Consider the following 16,708-nt stretch of genomic DNA (forward strand, 5'->3'; position numbering starts at 1 on the left):
CCCCAGGACCTGACGCTTTCGCGGTCTATGAAATGACGCCGCCGGTAGAATTGCAACGTGCCTGTATACCTCGACCACGCCGCCACCACTCCCATGTCGGCCCAAGCCCTTGCCGTTATGACGCGCGAGCTGGCGCGAACCGGCAACCCGTCCTCCCTCCATGGAGCCGGGCGGCGGGCAAGGCGCGCGGTGGAAGATGCGCGCGAAATGTTGGCGGCGGCCGCTGGAGCCCACCCGTCCGAGGTAATTTTCACGTCGGGTGGGACTGAGGCTGACAACCTGGCAGTCAAGGGCCTTTTCTGGGCCCGCCATGACGAAAACCCCCGCCGGACCCGCATCCTGTGTTCCGCCGTCGAACATCATGCGGTCTTGGACACTGTGGAGTGGCTTGAGCGTCATGAGGGAGCCGAGGCCGTGTGGTTGCCGGTGGATGCAGAGGGTGCAGTGCAGCTTGATGCCGTGCAGCGTGAACTCCAGCGCGACCCCGATTCTGTCGCGCTTGTCACGGTGATGTGGGCCAATAACGAAGTGGGCACCATTCAGCCCGTCGCAGAAATAGTGGAGCTGGCCAACCGATACGGGATTCCGGTGCACTCGGATGCGGTCCAGGCCTTCGGCTCCATTCCGGTCGATTTCCGGGCTTCCGGGCTCGCTGCAATGTCCGTCTCGGGACATAAGCTCGGCGGGCCCGTTGGCGTGGGCGCGTTGTTCCTCGGACGGTCCATCAAGTTGACTCCGGTTCAACACGGAGGTGGGCAGGAGCGCGATGTGCGCTCGGGGACTCTGGACACGCCCGCCATTGCTGCCTTCGCGGCGGCTGCGGAGGCCGTCACCGGTAACCTTGCCGCCGAGGGCGAGCGCATCAGCAAGCTGCGCGACCGTCTGATCGCCGGGGTTCGGCAGGCCGTTCCGGACGCTGTGCTCCGTGGGGCGCCCGGGGAAGGCCGACTGCCCGGCAATGCCCACTTTACTTTTCCCGGTTGCGAGGGAGATTCGCTCCTGTTCCTTCTGGACCTCGCCGGCGTTGAATCATCTACCGGTTCGGCCTGCACCGCCGGGGTGCCCCGCCCTTCGCACGTCCTCCTGGCCATGGGCCTGGACGAAGACACTGCCCGTGGCGCCCAGCGCTTTACGCTGGGGCACAGCTCTACGGACGCCGACGTCGATGCCCTGCTCAAGGCGCTTCCCGAGGCTTGCGCCCGGGCCCGTCAAGCAGGCATGGCCGGTCATGAATCAAACATCCAGACAGCGGCAACGGTAGCGCGGCGGGGAGCCCCCGCGTCTTAGCCCGGCAATGAGGCCCCCGGCAAAAGCCGGGTCGCGAAAGTCAGTCGCCGGGCAAAAGGTCCTCAAGGGGAACGTCGGGACTCGTGAGATGTGCAATGTTCACCTGCACCCGGCCTGAAATCAGTGCCTTGATCGGCTTCTGTACGCGCCGCATGTTCACGTTCATGCCGGCCACCACTTCGCCCTGCTCCTTCCGGCCATCGCGCATCCAGAACGCGATGAAACTGCCGTCATCGAGCGAGCCGCGAATCACAGGCTCTACGCCGGTGGCCAGCGAGGGGAAACCCGAGTACTCCATGCTGAGGGTGAACTGATCCGTATAGAAATACGGGACAACATCCAAGGCGGCATTTTGGTCCAGCATCGTCTTGGCAGCCACTTTGCCGCCATTAAGTGCGTTCGCCCAATGCTCACTGCGGTGGTGTTCGCCGGTGAAGGGATGCATGGCGTTGGCAACGTCACCTGCTGCCAGGATGTCCGGGGCGCTGGTGCGAAGCGCGGAATCCACCAGGATTCCGTTGTCCAGGGTCAGCCCCGCTGTTTCCGCCAACGATGTGTCGGGCACAACCCCCACGGCAATGATGACGATATCTGCGGGCAGGACCTCGCCGGTGTCGGTCCGCACTGCGGTTGCGCGGCCATCCTTCCCTTCGATGCCGGCAGCGCTGGCGGGCAGCCTGAAGCTGACACCGTTCTGTTCATGGAGTGCCCGGAAGTAGTTGCCCAATTCGGGGCCGATGGCGGCACTGAGGGGGATTTCCTCCAAGCCAAGCAAGACCACATCATTGCCGTAAGTGCGGGCAGCTGCGGCCAATTCCATGCCGATCCATCCGGAACCGACCATGACCACACGCCTGCCGCCGTCCCGGAGCAGGGACTGCAGGCGCAGGCTGTCCCCGAACGTCCTGAATGTCATGACTCCCTCCAGGTCCGTGCCGGGCAGCGGAATCTGCCGGGGTTGCGCCCCGGTGGCTATCAGCAACTTGGCGTAGTCCAGGCTTCGGCCGTCCTTTAGCGTGACGGTGCGGCTTCCCGCGTCGATGCCCGATGCGGGATTGCCCAACAGCAGTTCGACGTCGTTTTCTTCGTACCAGCCAGCCGGCACCACCGGGACGCTATCCTCGTCGTCCTTGCCCAGAAGGAACTCCTTGGAAAGGGGTGGCCGAAGGTAAGGGATCCGCTCCTCGGATGCCAGGAGGGTAACTGGTCCGGCAAAGCCTTCTGAGCGAAGGGTTTTTGCTGCGGTTGCACCGGCCAGGCCGCCTCCGGCGATGACCATTCGTTCATGCGTCATTTCAGCCCACCTTTGTCTTGGCTCTTCTAAAACAACTTACTTTGACTTTAGATTTCGTACTATGCCCAGTCAAGGGATTTAGCGCGCACATTGGTGCGGGCGCTAGAATAGTTGGGCGTGCCGGCTCGCCTCAGCCGGAATCACCATCCAAAACCCCCTGAATCACGGAAAGCCAGCATGCGAGTACTTGCAGCAATGAGCGGCGGAGTCGACTCCGCCGTGGCCGCCGCCCGCGCCGTCGAGGCCGGACACGACGTCGTCGGAGTCCACCTTGCGTTGTCTCGCATGCCCGGCACCCTTCGCACCGGAAGCCGGGGATGCTGCACTATTGAAGACTCCCGCGATGCGTGGCGCGCCTGTGACGTCCTGGGGATTCCCTACTACGTGTGGGACTTCTCCGAACGCTTCAAGGAAGATGTCGTCCAGGACTTCATCGACGAATATGCTGCCGGACGCACCCCGAATCCGTGCATGCGTTGCAACGAGCGCATCAAGTTTGCTGCCTTGCTGGAAAAGGCCATTGCCCTGGGCTTTGACGCTGTGTGCACCGGGCACTACGCCAAAGTAATCGAAGACGCCGACGGCAACCGCGAACTGCATCGTGCGGCGGACTGGGCCAAGGACCAAAGCTATGTCCTGGGCGTCCTGACGCACGAGCAGCTTAAGCACTCCATGTTCCCGCTTGCGGACACTCCCTCCAAGGCCGAGGTAAGGGCCGAGGCCGAAAGGCGGGGTTTGTCGGTGGCAAACAAGCCCGATAGCCACGATATCTGCTTCATCTCCGATGGAGATACGCGTGGCTGGCTGGCCGAGAAAATCGAAATGACAACCGGCGACATCGTGGACGAAACCGGCACGAAGGTAGGGGAGCACCCCGGTGCCAACGCCTTCACCGTCGGCCAGCGCCGGGGACTGAAGCTGGGCACGCCGGCCTCCGATGGCAAGCCCCGGTTCGTCCTGGAAATCCGGCCAAAGGAAAACAAGGTTGTCGTGGGGCCGGAAGCGCTCCTTGCCATCGATGAAATCCGCGGAATCAAGGTGTCCTGGGCCGGTTTGCCCATCTCCGAGGTTGAGACCGGTGCGGAATTCGAATGCCACGCCCAGGTGCGGGCGCATGGCGACCCCGTTCCGGCCCGTGCACACGTTGAGCCGGTTGCCGATGAAGAGGGTGTCGAGCGGGCGGAACTCGTGGTCACCCTGACCGAGCCGCTGCGGGGAGTGGCGCCTGGCCAGACCATTGTCCTCTATCAGGGCACCCGGGTACTGGGACAGGCAACCATCGACGCCGCGCGTTCCCTGCAGAGGGCAGTGCTCTAGCCGTTAGCGGATTATTGCCTCCGGGTTTGAGGGCCCCCATACTGGCCTAAGCAGCACAACCGCTGCGGTGTGTTGGGGTCCGCATTCGAAGATGGCGATGGCTGTGGCATTTCCAAAGAAGAGCCCGGGAGACATCAAAGCCGGGCAGATGGTCTCCGTAACGGTCCTTGCAGAGGGGCCGATAGGTTTTGGCGGGGCGCCACCGCTGACAGCCCAAGTGCGGATACCCGTCGAGCGGCTCCGGCGTGGCCCCACTGGACACCGCTACGCGATCCACATCCGCAAGTGGCGCGGAACCAATGTGTCGCCGGTTACCCTGACCAGCCAAGGCGACCCCTGGCAACTGGTTTCAGAACCTCCACCCACGGACCTTCGCGAACTCCTGGACGATACCCGCTTTCTCGCCCAGCACGTCTACGGCGTGGCCATGAGCACCCTGGATATCTTCGAATCCACCCTCGGCCGGCGGATGCCCTGGAATCCGGAGGGGCGGGTGGTCCTGAAGGCAAGGGATCGTGTCACAGCCGTCGATACCGGCTATGAGCGCGGTACCAACACCATCCGCTTCGGCTCGGTGGACCGCATGGGCTACAAAGTACCCACTGCCCTCTACAGGGACATCGTTGCCCACGAAGTCACCCATGCGATCCTTGACGGCTTCCGGCCGGCATGGGCGGACCAGCTGGCCACCATGGAGCAACTTGCCATGCATGAGGCACTGGCAGACCTGGTGGCCATACTGTCGGTGTTTTCATCGCGTGAGGTGGTCTTCCGGGAACTTGAAGCTGCCGGGGAAGGCTTCGAAGCAGGCCAGGTCGTGGACGACGCGATCCTGATAAGGTCCCTCTTTGACTTTGCGAGGGACCTTTTCGCCCGTGGTCCCCTGAGGGAACCATTTGTTGGCGCCGTTCCTGAGGGGTGGCAAACCATGCTGGATCCGCACGCCCGCGGGGCTGTGGTGGTCGGGGCAGTACTCCGGGCCGTCCAGCGTTTGTGGTCGGAAAGAAATGCCCGTTTTGGGGACAACCAAAGCCTGCAGCAGAAAGCCGAATCCGGTTCCATCGTGGCCATGAGGGTTCTGCGAATGGTGATCAGGGGCCTTTCCTACATGCCACCTGTGGACGTCACTTGGCGGGACCTCCTACGTGGCATCATTGCCGCGGACCTGGACATGGTCCCCGAAGACACCTACGGCTACCGGGATGCCCTCCAAGCGGAATTCTCGGCCATCGGGATCCGCCGGGTGTCGCTGAACAACATCAGCGGGGTGGATAACTACCAGGGTCTTCGCTATCCCATCCGGCTGTCGGCCCTGGGGTCAGACCCCCAGGAAGTGCAACGCTTCGTGTGGGAAAACCCGAGGCTCCTGGACGCGGCCCGCCTCGAGCGGCGCACACCACTGAGCTCCACGCGAGTGCGTACGTCCGAACGCGTGTCACCGGACGGCTTCATCATCTCCGAAATCGGGGCATCATTCATTCAAACGGTGCGGATGAGCCGTAAGGAGGCCTACGTCCGCCTTGGCCTGAAGACACGGCGGGATTTCGTAGATGTCCGTGGAGGAGGAGTCCTCAGGTTCGACGCCGGTGGCCGCCTGGTATACGCCGCCCTCAAACCGGTAATGGACAGGGAGCGGCAGGGCATGCTGTTTGGTTCAGATCAACAGCACGACGCCGAGGAAGCCGCATCTTCCGGGGTCAGGAACAAGTTCCACGGCACGGGGGAATAGCTGATGCCTCCTTGGGCGCCAGCCAAGGGTTAGCTGCCCCACGCAGCCTTGCGTGCCGCCGTCGTGCCTTCCAATTGGGCGATTTGATCAAAACCGCCGCCTTTGAGACCCTTGCTCACCAGTTTCAGGACTTCCGCCCGGACTACAGTGCCATTGCCCTGGAGGGACTTCACGAAGTGATAGGTGAAGGCGCCGTTGTAGCGTCCGTCAATGAGGGCGTCCGCAGCCGTCTGGTCCGATCGGCAGGCTGCCATCAGCACGGGCTTGGCCCCTTTTGCTGATTTCACCAGGTCGCGCAGGGTACGTGTGTCGCTGAACTCGTTCGCGATCACGGCCCGGGGCGTCGGAGCGGGCAGGAAGCGGGGACGCCGGCCTGGCAACAGGTCCAGGGACTTCAGTCCAGTACCGCTGTGGCAGGTGTCCAGCACCACATCCATAAGGACACCGTCCGGCAGCCGCGCGAAGAGCGTCGCCAGCTCATCGTCCGTGATCACTGTGTCCGGGTCCCATGAGTCGCCGGAGTTGTTGATGTCATAGCAGGCGAAGGCCTCGTCCAGCCGGTCGGCTTCATCGCCGCTGACATCGGGTATCTGCGTGCCATGGCTGGAGAAGGTGAAGACGATGTGGTTGGATTTTCCGTCCACCGCGCTATCGACCAGCTTGTTGAGTTCGGCCATTACGGACTTTTTGTTGGCCTTGGCATCCCTCAAGACCTTGATGCTGGAGGACGCGAATCCATACTGCGCCTCAAGGAGGGCGGCCAGGTCTTCAGCGTCATTAACGCAACCGTGAAGCCAGCTCGATTCGGGTAAATACTTGAACTTGTTGATCCCCACGCAGAGGGCTGCCTTGCTCATGTTCCTGTCCTTAGGACTGGTCCTTGCACCCATTACCTCGGCGGCCCCCTGAACCGCCGCCTGGATGCTGTCCACGGCCGCGTTCCGCCTGCCCGTGATCAGCGCTTGTCAACTCGGAATAAAGATATTCCTGCGACCCTCCGGGGGCAATGCTTTGGCGTCCCCGGGCAAACCTACTCGTAGGTAAATATTGTGTCTCGAATCACCAAATCAAGGTCCCCGGGGCGCCGAAGTCTGATTGAATCGTGGAATCAAGAGTGCGCTCCGTCACAAATATCCCACGGCGGTGCGCCTAATCCATCGAACAGAAGGTTCACAGATGGCACTGAAGAAGAAGGCCCTGCATGGCGTTATCGCGCTGGCGGGCGTTTCCGCCCTCGCTTTGACTGCATGCACGGGCCCCTCCGGCGGCGGTTCCTCGTCCGCCCCGGCCGCCGCCGGCCCGATCGCCTACGGCACCACAGACAAAGTCACCGCATTGGACCCGGCAGGATCCTATGACAATGGTTCGTTCATGGTGATGAACCAGATTTACTCGTTCCTGTTGAACTCCAAGCCTGGGGGTGCAGAACCGGTCCCGGACCTTGCGGAGTCGTCCTCATTTACGGCACCGACCGAATACACCGTCAAGCTCAAGTCCGGCCTGAAATGGGCCAATGGACACACGTTGGATTCCAAAGACGTCAAGTTCTCCTTTGACCGGCAGGTCGCCATCAACGACCCCGCCGGCCCGGCGTCCCTGCTGACCAACATCGAGAGTGTGGGCACTCCTGACGCCACCACGGTGGTTTTCAAGCTGAAGAAGGCAAACGACCAGACATTCAGCCAGATCCTCAGCAGTCCTGCGGCGCCCATTGTCGACGACGAAGTTTTCCCCGCGGACAAGATCCTTCCTGACGACGAGATCATCAAGGCCAAGGCCTTCTACGGCCAATACACGATCGATAGCTACAAGAAGAACGAACTTGTCAGCTTCAAGGCCTTCGGTGACTACAAAGGTGTTCTTGGCAAGCCGGCAAACGACGAAGCCACCATCAAGTACTACGCCAGCCCCACCAACCTCAAGCTGGACATCCAGCAGGGCAACATCGACGTCGCCTTCCGCAGCCTCAGTGCCACGGACGTTGATGACCTTCGGAAAGACTCCAAGGTCAAGGTGTTGACGGGACCGGGCGGCGAGATCCGCTACATCACCTTCAACTTCGACACCATGCCGTTCGGCACCAAGGCAGCCGGCGCTGATCCCGCCAAGGCGCTCGCCGTCCGGCAAGCCGTAGCCAACCTCGTGGACCGGCAGGCCATTGCCGACCAGGTCTACAAGGGCACCTACCTCCCGCTGTACTCCAACGTGCCCAGCGGATTCCTTGGCGCCAACGAGTCATTCAAGGACGCCTATGGAGACAACGGAAAGCCGAGCCTGGACAAGGCAAAGAAGGTCCTGGCGGATGCCGGAATCACGGAGCCCGTTGCGTTGAACCTGCAGTACAACCCGGACCACTACGGCGGCTCCTCCGGTGACGAGTACGCCATGATCAAGGAACAACTGGAGAAGTCCGGACTCTTCAAGGTCAACCTGCAGTCCACTGAATGGGTTACCTACAGCAAGGCGAGCCGCGCTGACGAGTACCCTGTGTTCCAGTTTGGCTGGTTCCCCGACTTCAGCGACGCCGATAACTACCTGACCCCGTTCTTCCCGGACGGCGGCTTCCTGAAGAACCACTACAACAACCCCACTGTGAACGACTTGATCGCCAAGCAGCTGACCGAGGCTGACAAGACCAAGCGTGAGGCGGACATCAAAGATGTCCAGAACGCACTCGCCAAGGACATCTCAACCCTTCCCCTGCTGCAGGGCGCCCAGGTTGCGGTGGCCGGAAGCGGCGTGAACGGCGTCGAGAAGACGCTGGACGCATCCTTCAAGTTCCGCCTCGGAACGATTTCCAAGTAACCACGCCTCTGTGGTGGGAAGGAGGCGGGACGCTGATCCGGTGTCCCGCCTCCTTTGCTGACCACTTTCGTGGCCGGCATGCACGAGCCAATCCCGCGCAATCCGCGGGCAGGAAATACAGGTAACAATGACAACTCTTATAGAGGTACCCGAGGCCGAGCCCGGAATAGTAGCTCCAAAAAGCAAGTCCAAGGCCGGGGGAGGCCTAGGAAAATACATCGTGATCCGGTTCTTCCTGATCATCCCCACCGTCTTCATTCTGGTGACGTTGGTCTTCTTCCTGATGCGGGTCATTGGAGATCCCATCACAGCCGCCCAGGGCGGACGCCTCCCGCCGGATGTACTGGCACAGCGAATCCATGACGCCGGCTATGACCGCCCGGTTCTGATCCAGTACTTCGAATACCTCGGCCAACTCATCACCGGAAACTTTGGCACAACGATCACTGACCGTCGTCCCGTCGTGGAGGTACTCACCACCTTCGGTGCCGCAACACTTGAGCTGTCGATCAATGCATTGATCGTGGCGCTCGCAGTTGGTATCCCGTTCGGACTCATCGCAGCCCAACACCGCGACAAGAGCTCCGACGCAGTCCTGCGGTTCTTCGCGATTCTCTGCTATGCCACTCCGGTGTTTTTTTCAGGCCTGCTTCTCAAACTGACCTTTTCGGTGTGGCTCGGATGGTTCCCCGTGGCAGGACGTGCCTCCACCCGTACGGAACTGACCATGAGCAGCCTCGGAGCTCCATCAGGCATCTACTGGCTGGACGCGCTCCGCAGCGGCAACTTTGCGGCTCTTGGAGACGTTGCATCCCACGCTGTCCTGCCGGCCGTGGCCCTGGGTTTGCTGACCGCAGGGGTCTTCCTGCGGCTGGTGCGCACAAACGTCATTGGCACGCTGGGAAAGGACTACATTGAGGCTGGCCGGTCCCGTGGCGTTAGCGAGTTCCGGCTGGTTACCAAACACGCTTACAAGCCTGCACTGATCCCCATCATCACTGTCATGGGCCTGCAAATTGCGCTCATGCTCGGCGGCGCCATCCTGACCGAGACAACCTTCGAGTGGAAGGGCCTGGGGTACCAACTGGTGCAATACCTGAATGCCCGCGACTTTGTGGCTGTCCAGGGCATTGTGGTGCTGCTGGCCATCATCGTCGCCGTGACCAACTTCATCGTGGACATCATTGCCGCGCTCATCGATCCCCGAGTGAGGTACTGACCATGAGCACTCCTTCACTGACTGCTCCCAAGCAGCCCCTCTTCTCCCGGCTTCCAGTGGTTTCCCACCTCAGGAAAAGCGTTGGCCTCCAACGGGGCATGCTGATAGTGGGCGTTGTCCTCAGCGGGCTGTTCCTGCTGACAAGCATTCTCGCACCGCTTCTGGCCCCTTACGGCTACTCCCAACTCAGCGATGCGTCCGGTTCCTTCCCCACCCAACAGGCACCGGGTGCCAAACACCTGCTTGGCACCACTGTGGGCGGCTATGACGTCCTGTCCCGTGTCCTATGGGGATCCCAGACGGCCGTGACCGTCATCGTCGTGTCCGTGGCAATGTCACTTTTCCTTGGCGTCGCCCTGGGCCTGCTCAGCGGCTACTTTGGCGGCTGGTTGGACCGGATCCTTGTAGTAGTGGCGGACGCCATCTATGCCTTCCCCACCCTGCTTTTGGCAATCGTCATCTCGATCGTCATCAGCCGTGGCCAGTCCAGTTTCTGGGGCGGTATTTTCTCCTGTGCGTTCTCCATCACAGTGGTGTTCGTGCCCCAGTATTTCCGGGTCATCCGCGCCGAAACCATCCGGCTCAAGGCCGAGCCCTTCGTCGAGTCGGCCAAGGTACTGGGTGCATCCAGCCTGCGTATCATCGGACGGCACATCTTCAAGAACGCAACGCGCACCCTGCCCCTGATGTTTACGCTCAATGCCTCCGAAGCGATCCTTACGCTTGCAGGCCTTGGCTTCCTGGGCTTCGGCATCGAGCCAACATCGGCTGCAGAGTGGGGCTTTGACCTGAACAAGGCACTGGCCGATACCTCCTCCGGTATCTGGTGGACCGGTGTTTTCCCTGGCATCGCCATCGTGCTGACCGTCCTGGGCCTGACGCTGGTTGGCGAAAGCATCAACGACCTCAACGATCCCCGGATCCGTGGCCGAAAGCGCGCAGGCACCACGAAAACCCCTGCAACCCCGACAGCTACAGAGGCAGGTAAGCCATGACCACCAACCTCGGAAACATTTCCGACGCCGGGGCCGTCAGTGAACCCGTCCTCACCATTGACCGGCTCAAGGTAACTTTTGCCACCGACAGCGGTGACGTCCATGCGGTGAAGGACGTCAGCCTGGACGTTAAGCCTGGTGAAGTCGTGGCGATCGTGGGGGAGTCCGGTTCCGGCAAGACAGTTACAGCCAAGACCATTCTGGGCTTGCTGCCTGAAACAGCCATCAGCTCCGGTGCGGTGGTGATCAACGGCAACAACGTGATCAGTGTCAGCAAATCCGCGCTTCGAAAGATCCGTGGACGCGACGTCGCCATGGTTTTCCAGGAGCCCTCCACAGCATTGAATCCCGTGTTCACTGTTGGATGGCAGATTGCCGAGGGGATCCGCGCCCACGCCAAGGATGGCCACCGCGTATCGTCCAAGGAAGCGAAGGAACGGGCCACGGAAGCCTTGCGCAAGGTGGGTATTCCGGACCCTGAAACCCGGGTCAACTACTACCCACACCAGTTTTCGGGTGGGCAAAAGCAGCGCGTGGTGATTGCCGCCGCATTGGCACTGAACCCTGGTCTGATTGTGGCCGATGAACCAACGACAGCCCTTGACGTCACAGTACAGGCGGAAATCCTGCAACTGCTCCGTGACTTGCGGGACAACTACGGCACATCCATCGTGTTGATTACCCACAACATGGGGGTCGTGGCCGACCTCGCCGACCGCGTGGTGGTCATGTACCAGGGCGATGTGGTGGAAGAAGCGCCCTCAAGGGTGTTGTTCGCGGAACCAAAGCAGGACTACACGAAAAAGCTCCTCGCGGCGGTCCCGCACCTTGGCCGCAACTCAGCCTCGGAAGGTGCCCGTGGCCGGTTGCATCAGGATGGCAAGGTCCTAGTTGAGGCGAAGAACCTCACCATCGAGTACCCAGGGCGCTTTGGGCGCCATGGCTTCAAAGCTGTGGACAACGTCAGCTTCACTGTCTCCGAGAATGAGGTCTTCGGTTTGGTGGGGGAGTCCGGCTCAGGCAAATCCACCATCGGGCGGGCGATCGCAGGGCTGACAAGGACAACCGGCGGAAGCCTGAAGGTCCTCGGCTACGAAATGCTGGACTTCAAGGAGCGGACCTTCCGTCCGCTGCGGAAGGAGATCGGCTTCGTTTTCCAGGACCCGGCGGCCTCGTTCAACCCCCACCTCACCATCGGTGAGTGCGTCGCTGAGCCGTTGATTATCCACACCAAGCCGAGCGCGGCTGAGGCGCGGAAAAAGGTAGGTGAGCTGCTCGAGTCAGTCCAGTTGCCGGCGTCGTACGCGCAACGCTACCCGCACGAGCTGTCCGGTGGACAGCGGCAGCGCGCCTCTCTGGCGAGGTCGTTGGCGCTCAACCCACGCCTGTTGATTGCCGACGAACCAACCTCGGCCCTGGACGTCTCAGTGCAGGCCAAGGTTCTGGACCTGTTCAAGGACATCCAGGAGCAGTTCGGCTTCGCGGCCCTGTTCATCAGCCATGACCTCGCAGTCGTGGACATGTTGTCGCACTGGGTTGGCGTGCTGTACAAGGGACAGTTGGTGGAGCAGGGCATCGGAAACCATGTGATGGGCTCGCCCCAGCACGACTACACCAAGCGGCTGATCGCCTCCTTGCCGGTTCCGGACCCTGATGAACAAGCACGACGCCGGGAAGCGCACCGCGCACTGTTGGGCGGCTAACCCGCACGCAGGCTGAACGCAACGAAGGCCCGCCACTGTGAGCAATTCACTCTGGCGGGCCTTCATTCGTTCCTGGCCTTGGCGCGCTATTCGGACACGATGGCGATGTTGAACATCTTTCCTTTCGGCTGCTGCATGAAGATCCTTAGCCACAAAGGCAGCCACATCTCCATACCGCGGGCGGCGTCGAGTCCACCGAGGTCCCTGATGTGCTCGGGCGCCCAACCAAACTCCTGAAGCAGGCCTGACACTGTGGACTTGGCATCCGCGTCGTTTCCCGCCATGAACATGTCATGTGGGCCCGGAAGCCGCCCTGGATCCACCATCACGGGGGCGCTGACCGTGTTCAGGGATTTCACTACCCGCACCCCGGGGTAGGTCCGTTGAATGGTCTCGGCGATGCTGTCGGTGTTGCAGACGGTGAGCGATGGAGGGAAACCGCCTGATCCATCCAGGGCGTTTGCCACATCCAGGAGGATTTTGCCGTTCAGGGTGGTGTCGCCGGCTTCAGCGAGGACGGCCAGGCTCACAGTACCGGGTGTTGCATTCACGATCAGCTCGGACTGTGCGCACGCTTCCGCGAAAGAGCCCGCACGGGCGCGCGGACCAGCTTGCCGGGCCCACTCCTCGCCCTTGGGATTTCCGGATTCACGGGAACCCATGATGACCTCGTGGCCCAAGGACACCAGCTTGCCAGCGAGGGCGTGCCCCACCATTCCAGTTCCCAGGACAGCGATTTTCATGGAATCTCCCTTGGTCGAGTGCAGTGATGCTGCCATTCTGCACCGATTCCCGCGATGGGAACACCGCTGGCGGGACGCAGTCAGGTAACACCGGCAACGCTACCGCCGCACCCCATAGACTGGGGACCATGACCGAGCAGAACAGTGCCCTCCCCGAAGACCACGATTCCTTCAACCCGTCAGCGAGTTCCCTCGCGGGCCAGGTGGATCGCGGCGTCATGGATGAGCTGCTCTCCATCCGGTCCAGCATCGACAACATTGATGCCACACTCGTTTTCCTGCTCGCGGAACGCTTCAAGGCCACCCAGAAAGTAGGGATTCTCAAGGCCACGCACAAGCTTCCCGCGGGCGACCCCGGACGCGAAGCAGCCCAGATCGCCCGGCTTCGCCGCCTGGCCGAGGACGCACATCTTGACCCCGCATTTGCCGAGAAGTTCCTGAATTTCATCATCAGTGAAGTGATCCGCCATCATGAGGCCATCGCAGAGGATCACCAGATCTCCAGCCAGCAGGCCTGAACATATGTCAGGAGAAGTGCAAAGGGTCAGCGCGACGGCTCTTGGCCCATGGCCAGGGATCGACCCTGCGGAATCCCTGCGGATCATCCGGGGCGAATTGGGGGACCCCCACGTTCCGTTCCTGCCTGAACTGCCGGACCGTGGTGTCGGATCCGATGCCGTAGGCAGGACAGCATCGTTGCTGGTGGACTTGGCCGTGGACGTTCAACCACATGGTTGGAGATTGGTTGACCGGCCGGGAAAAGACGCGCAGCGTGGACGGTCCGCGCTTGCCACTGACATCAACATCCTGGCTGACGTCGCTGGAACAGAAGAGGTTTCAGCCAGCGGGATCAAGGTCCAGTTGATGGGTCCCCTGAGCCTCGCAGCCGGTTTGTACCTGCACAACGGAGAGCGGGCCCTCCTCGATTTTGGAGCGCGCCGCGACATTGCAGAGTCACTGGCAGCCGGAGTCGCAGAACACCTCCAGCGGATCTCGGAAGCGGTCCCTGGAGCGGGTATTGTGGTCCAGCTGGACGAGCCGGACATTGCCGCAGTGATGGGCGGCACGATCCCGACGGCGAGTGGTTACCGCACGCTGCGGTCCATCCCCGGCGAGGAGGTTGCGGGAGCGTGGCGGTTGGTGATCGATGCGCTCAGGGCTGCGGGCGCCGTCGAAATTGCGGTGGCCGTACCGGAGATAGAGGCGCCGATTGATCGCATACTTGATGCGGGCGCCGATGGTGTTGCTGTGCCGCTGAAGGCATTGACAACCCGCCAATGGGAGCACCTTGCCGCAGCAGTGGAAGCCGGCAAGCGTGTGTGGGCCGGTGCAATGCCCACATCAGACACTGATGCCAGGCTTCCGCGGACGGCCGAGATCGTGGAAAGCATTTGGCGGCCTTGGAGCCAACTGGGTCTCCCGGCGTCGGCCTTGCCGGCACTGCGACTGACGCCGGCTACGGGACTCGCCCACGTGAAGCCCGCCACAGCCAAGGAAGTGCTTGCCCGACTCACACAGGTGGCCGACGGCCTGGACCAGCTGTCGCAGGGTTGACCGGCCTGTCCCAGGGATGATTGGCAAGGGCTAGATCCTCTTTTCCCAGCGATCCGGTTCCGCATAGCGGGGGAGTGAGGTGCCTTGGGCTGCCCCGGGCAGGTAGGGCGCCAACCGGTAATCGAAGCGGCCGGCATAGACAAGCACGACGCCGATCTGGGGTTGGATGACCTTGACCTGGATCCGGTGCTTGCCCTCGTCCCCGTCCCACCACTGCTCCGCAAAGGCCTTTGCGTCCAGGGCCGTCGGCAACGGAATGCGCAATGGACCCAGGAAGAGCCGGCTGGCTTTCGACACACCCCGCAGCCGGCCGTTGGGCGTGACACTTACATCCAGGTCCGTGACGAGGCGGCGGTAGCGGCCGACATGGTCCACCAACCGGGTCGGTGCGGGGGTGACGGAGCTGGCCTGCGGCGCGGTGATAGCGCTCGTGGTGTCGTGGAACAACCGCGTCCCGGATGCGAAGTAGATTTCACGCCGTGCCGTGAGGGCTTGCCGGCCGAAAGGATCCACGTGGGCATGGTTCTCAATGCGGAACGGAATGCTTTCGCCGTATTCAGGGAAGAAGGCCTCTTCGCTTCCCGTCAGGGCCAGCAAAGGACGCAACCATTTTTGCGGGCACCCTACGACGTCAAAGACCCCCTCGCCAATTCCATACGATCCGGAGCCTGCCGCCAGGGAGAAGTACTCCTGTAGTTCGGGGGCCAGCTTGTTGAAATCATTGCCCAGGGCGAGCCGGTAGATGGGTTCGTTCATTGGAGTCCTTCCTAGAGCCGTCCGGCCGCTTTAAGCCGGATGTAGGTGTCAGCAAGCAGGGGAGGGACCTCGGAGGGTTCGGCGTCCACCACTTCAGCCCCGAGTTGCCGCAATTGTTCTGTGACGGCGGCCCGTTCCAGCAGGGCGCGTTCGGCGGCGGCGGCACGGAAAACCTGGCCGGCGGTGGAACGCCCGGCTTTCATGGCTGCCAGCAAGGGGTCCCGGACAGACGCGACCACCACCACGTGCTGGCGGACCAGCTGGGCCACCATGGGGAGAAGCCCTTCCTCGGGGGCGCCGCCGTCGAGGGCTGTCAAAAGCACCACAAGCGAGCGGTGTGCCGATACGGCCCGCACCTGGCCTGGGATCTGCTGCCAGTCCAGTTCTATGAGCTCGGCCTCCAATGTCGCCATGGCCTGAACGAGTTGCGCCAGGAGATTGCCTTTCGAAGCAGACTCGACCCTCGCGCGGAGCATCCGGTCGTAGGCGAGGAAGTCAACCCGGTCCCCGCCCCGTTCCGCCAGAACCGCGAGCAGCAGCGCCGCCTCAATCCAAGTGTCCAGCCTCGGCTCGTCGTCAATCCTGGCCGCCGCGGTCCGCGATGTGTCCAGAACGATCACAACACGCCTGTCCCGTTCCGGACGCCAGGTACGCACCACCACAGATGTGCGACGGGCAGTTGCACGCCAGTCGATGGACCGGACGTCATCGCCACGGACGTAGTCACGCAGTGAATCGAACTCCGTTCCCGCGCCCCGGATCTGCACGGCCGCCCTGCCATCAAGCTCGCGCAGCTTGCGTAGTTTCGATGGCAGATGCCGTTTGGAATGGAAGGGTGGCAGCACTCGAAGCCGGCCGGGAAGTGCCCTGGTTCGCTGCCGTGCGGCCAGCCGCAAGGGCCCGTACGAACGGACCGTCACGTGCGGGCTTTCAAGATCGCCGCGGCGCCGTGGGAGCAGGGACACCGTCAGGCGGCGCCGTTCGCCGGGTGGAACGTCGAGCGGCTGTGTTGGGTTCAGGGCTCCAGCGGAAGGTTGCCAACCGTCCCGGACCATCGCCCGTAGCTTCCGGCGGCCCAGGTTGGTCACCGTGATGACGGAATTAACCTGACTCTCCAAGGTGACGTTGCCCGGTTGCTGACGCACCAAGCCCACCTTGGCCGGGGAAGCCGCCAGGATAAGGTCAAGGGCCAGGAGCAGCAGCAGTCCGATAGCGATGAACAGCACGGTGATCCACGCCGGAAACAGCAGCAACGGAACCAGCCCGGCAACTGCCAGCAACACGAAACGACCCGTGATGGCCATCA

At 62.1% G+C, this 16,708-nt stretch carries 14 protein-coding genes; 9 read left to right on the plus strand and 5 right to left on the minus strand.

The window, feature by feature from the left end; translation table 11 throughout:
- Window positions 1-57 precede the first annotated feature (57 nt).
- Window positions 58-1,287, plus strand: a complete 1,230-nt coding sequence (locus tag AC6I97_RS09790; RefSeq protein ID WP_497944784.1) for a cysteine desulfurase family protein — start codon at window positions 58-60, stop codon at window positions 1,285-1,287.
- 40 nt (window positions 1,288-1,327) lie between these two features.
- Here AC6I97_RS09790 and AC6I97_RS09795 read toward each other — a convergent pair whose 3' ends face one another.
- Window positions 1,328-2,581: an NAD(P)/FAD-dependent oxidoreductase gene (locus AC6I97_RS09795; RefSeq protein WP_497944785.1), complete on the minus strand. Its 1,254-nt coding sequence runs from the start codon at window positions 2,579-2,581 to the stop codon at window positions 1,328-1,330.
- 195 nt (window positions 2,582-2,776) lie between these two features.
- On the opposite strand from AC6I97_RS09795, the gene mnmA reads away from it, so the two are divergent.
- Entirely contained in the window at window positions 2,777-3,898 is a 1,122-nt protein-coding gene (gene mnmA, locus AC6I97_RS09800; protein ID WP_263422309.1) for a tRNA 2-thiouridine(34) synthase MnmA, read from the plus strand.
- A gap of 103 nt (window positions 3,899-4,001) precedes the next feature.
- Window positions 4,002-5,627 (plus strand): gluzincin family metallopeptidase, encoded by a 1,626-nt coding sequence (locus AC6I97_RS09805; RefSeq protein WP_497944786.1) that lies wholly within the window; start codon window positions 4,002-4,004, stop codon window positions 5,625-5,627.
- Between the two features lie 29 nt (window positions 5,628-5,656).
- Here AC6I97_RS09805 and AC6I97_RS09810 read toward each other — a convergent pair whose 3' ends face one another.
- Window positions 5,657-6,484, minus strand: coding sequence for a caspase family protein (locus AC6I97_RS09810; RefSeq protein ID WP_309928791.1), 828 nt, complete (start codon window positions 6,482-6,484; stop codon window positions 5,657-5,659).
- A gap of 319 nt (window positions 6,485-6,803) precedes the next feature.
- On the opposite strand from AC6I97_RS09810, the gene AC6I97_RS09815 reads away from it, so the two are divergent.
- The 4 genes from AC6I97_RS09815 to AC6I97_RS09830 all read left to right on the plus strand — a co-directional run bounded on the left by AC6I97_RS09815 (window position 6,804) and on the right by AC6I97_RS09830 (window position 12,349).
- Window positions 6,804-8,432 (plus strand): ABC transporter substrate-binding protein, encoded by a 1,629-nt coding sequence (locus tag AC6I97_RS09815; protein WP_224088104.1) that lies wholly within the window; start codon window positions 6,804-6,806, stop codon window positions 8,430-8,432.
- 127 nt (window positions 8,433-8,559) lie between these two features.
- Window positions 8,560-9,651, plus strand: a complete 1,092-nt coding sequence (locus AC6I97_RS09820) for an ABC transporter permease (RefSeq protein ID WP_497944787.1) — start codon at window positions 8,560-8,562, stop codon at window positions 9,649-9,651.
- A gap of 2 nt (window positions 9,652-9,653) precedes the next feature.
- Window positions 9,654-10,646 (plus strand): ABC transporter permease, encoded by a 993-nt coding sequence (locus tag AC6I97_RS09825; RefSeq protein WP_224088100.1) that lies wholly within the window; start codon window positions 9,654-9,656, stop codon window positions 10,644-10,646.
- Window positions 10,643-12,349, plus strand: coding sequence for an ABC transporter ATP-binding protein (locus AC6I97_RS09830; RefSeq protein ID WP_497944788.1), 1,707 nt, complete (start codon window positions 10,643-10,645; stop codon window positions 12,347-12,349). The genes AC6I97_RS09825 and AC6I97_RS09830 overlap by 4 nt, the downstream gene beginning before the upstream one ends.
- A gap of 86 nt (window positions 12,350-12,435) precedes the next feature.
- On the opposite strand, the gene AC6I97_RS09835 is transcribed toward AC6I97_RS09830, so the two are convergent.
- Entirely contained in the window at window positions 12,436-13,092 is a 657-nt protein-coding gene (locus AC6I97_RS09835) for an NADPH-dependent F420 reductase (protein ID WP_497944789.1), read from the minus strand.
- Between the two features lie 128 nt (window positions 13,093-13,220).
- On the opposite strand from AC6I97_RS09835, the gene AC6I97_RS09840 reads away from it, so the two are divergent.
- Together AC6I97_RS09840 and AC6I97_RS09845 are read left to right on the plus strand one after the other, a co-directional pair.
- Window positions 13,221-13,610: a chorismate mutase gene (locus tag AC6I97_RS09840; protein ID WP_224088095.1), complete on the plus strand. Its 390-nt coding sequence runs from the start codon at window positions 13,221-13,223 to the stop codon at window positions 13,608-13,610.
- 4 nt (window positions 13,611-13,614) lie between these two features.
- Window positions 13,615-14,646, plus strand: a complete 1,032-nt coding sequence (locus AC6I97_RS09845) for a uroporphyrinogen decarboxylase/cobalamine-independent methonine synthase family protein (RefSeq protein ID WP_497944790.1) — start codon at window positions 13,615-13,617, stop codon at window positions 14,644-14,646.
- Window positions 14,647-14,676: 30 nt separating this feature from the next.
- On the opposite strand, the gene AC6I97_RS09850 is transcribed toward AC6I97_RS09845, so the two are convergent.
- Together AC6I97_RS09850 and AC6I97_RS09855 are read right to left on the minus strand one after the other, a co-directional pair.
- A complete protein-coding gene (locus AC6I97_RS09850) occupies window positions 14,677-15,402 on the minus strand; it encodes a DUF4166 domain-containing protein (protein WP_497944791.1) in 726 nt (241 codons plus the stop codon).
- An 11-nt stretch (window positions 15,403-15,413) separates the two neighbouring features.
- Complete coding sequence (locus AC6I97_RS09855) at window positions 15,414-16,706, minus strand: DUF58 domain-containing protein (RefSeq protein ID WP_497947014.1); 1,293 nt, start codon at window positions 16,704-16,706, stop codon at window positions 15,414-15,416.
- Window positions 16,707-16,708: the final 2 nt, after the last annotated feature.

This window comes from Arthrobacter sp. TmtSoilC48 (assembly GCF_059739425.1).

Bases quoted from the DNA above. Each gene is read 5' to 3' on its own strand.
- AC6I97_RS09795 (WP_497944785.1), bottom strand. From the start codon at position 2,581: ATGACGCATGAACGAATGGTCATCGCCGGAGGCGGCCTGGCCGGTGCA.
- mnmA (WP_263422309.1), top strand. From the start codon at position 2,777: ATGAGCGGCGGAGTCGACTCCGCCGTGGCCGCCGCCCGCGCCGTCGAG.
- AC6I97_RS09810 (WP_309928791.1), bottom strand. From the start codon at position 6,484: ATGAGCAAGGCAGCCCTCTGCGTGGGGATCAACAAGTTCAAGTATTTA.
- AC6I97_RS09815 (WP_224088104.1), top strand. From the start codon at position 6,804: ATGGCACTGAAGAAGAAGGCCCTGCATGGCGTTATCGCGCTGGCGGGC.
- AC6I97_RS09820 (WP_497944787.1), top strand. From the start codon at position 8,560: ATGACAACTCTTATAGAGGTACCCGAGGCCGAGCCCGGAATAGTAGCT.
- AC6I97_RS09825 (WP_224088100.1), top strand. From the start codon at position 9,654: ATGAGCACTCCTTCACTGACTGCTCCCAAGCAGCCCCTCTTCTCCCGG.
- AC6I97_RS09830 (WP_497944788.1), top strand. From the start codon at position 10,643: ATGACCACCAACCTCGGAAACATTTCCGACGCCGGGGCCGTCAGTGAA.
- AC6I97_RS09835 (WP_497944789.1), bottom strand. From the start codon at position 13,092: ATGAAAATCGCTGTCCTGGGAACTGGAATGGTGGGGCACGCCCTCGCT.
- AC6I97_RS09840 (WP_224088095.1), top strand. From the start codon at position 13,221: ATGACCGAGCAGAACAGTGCCCTCCCCGAAGACCACGATTCCTTCAAC.
- AC6I97_RS09845 (WP_497944790.1), top strand. From the start codon at position 13,615: ATGTCAGGAGAAGTGCAAAGGGTCAGCGCGACGGCTCTTGGCCCATGG.
- AC6I97_RS09850 (WP_497944791.1), bottom strand. From the start codon at position 15,402: ATGAACGAACCCATCTACCGGCTCGCCCTGGGCAATGATTTCAACAAG.
- AC6I97_RS09855 (WP_497947014.1), bottom strand. From the start codon at position 16,706: ATGGCCATCACGGGTCGTTTCGTGTTGCTGGCAGTTGCCGGGCTGGTT.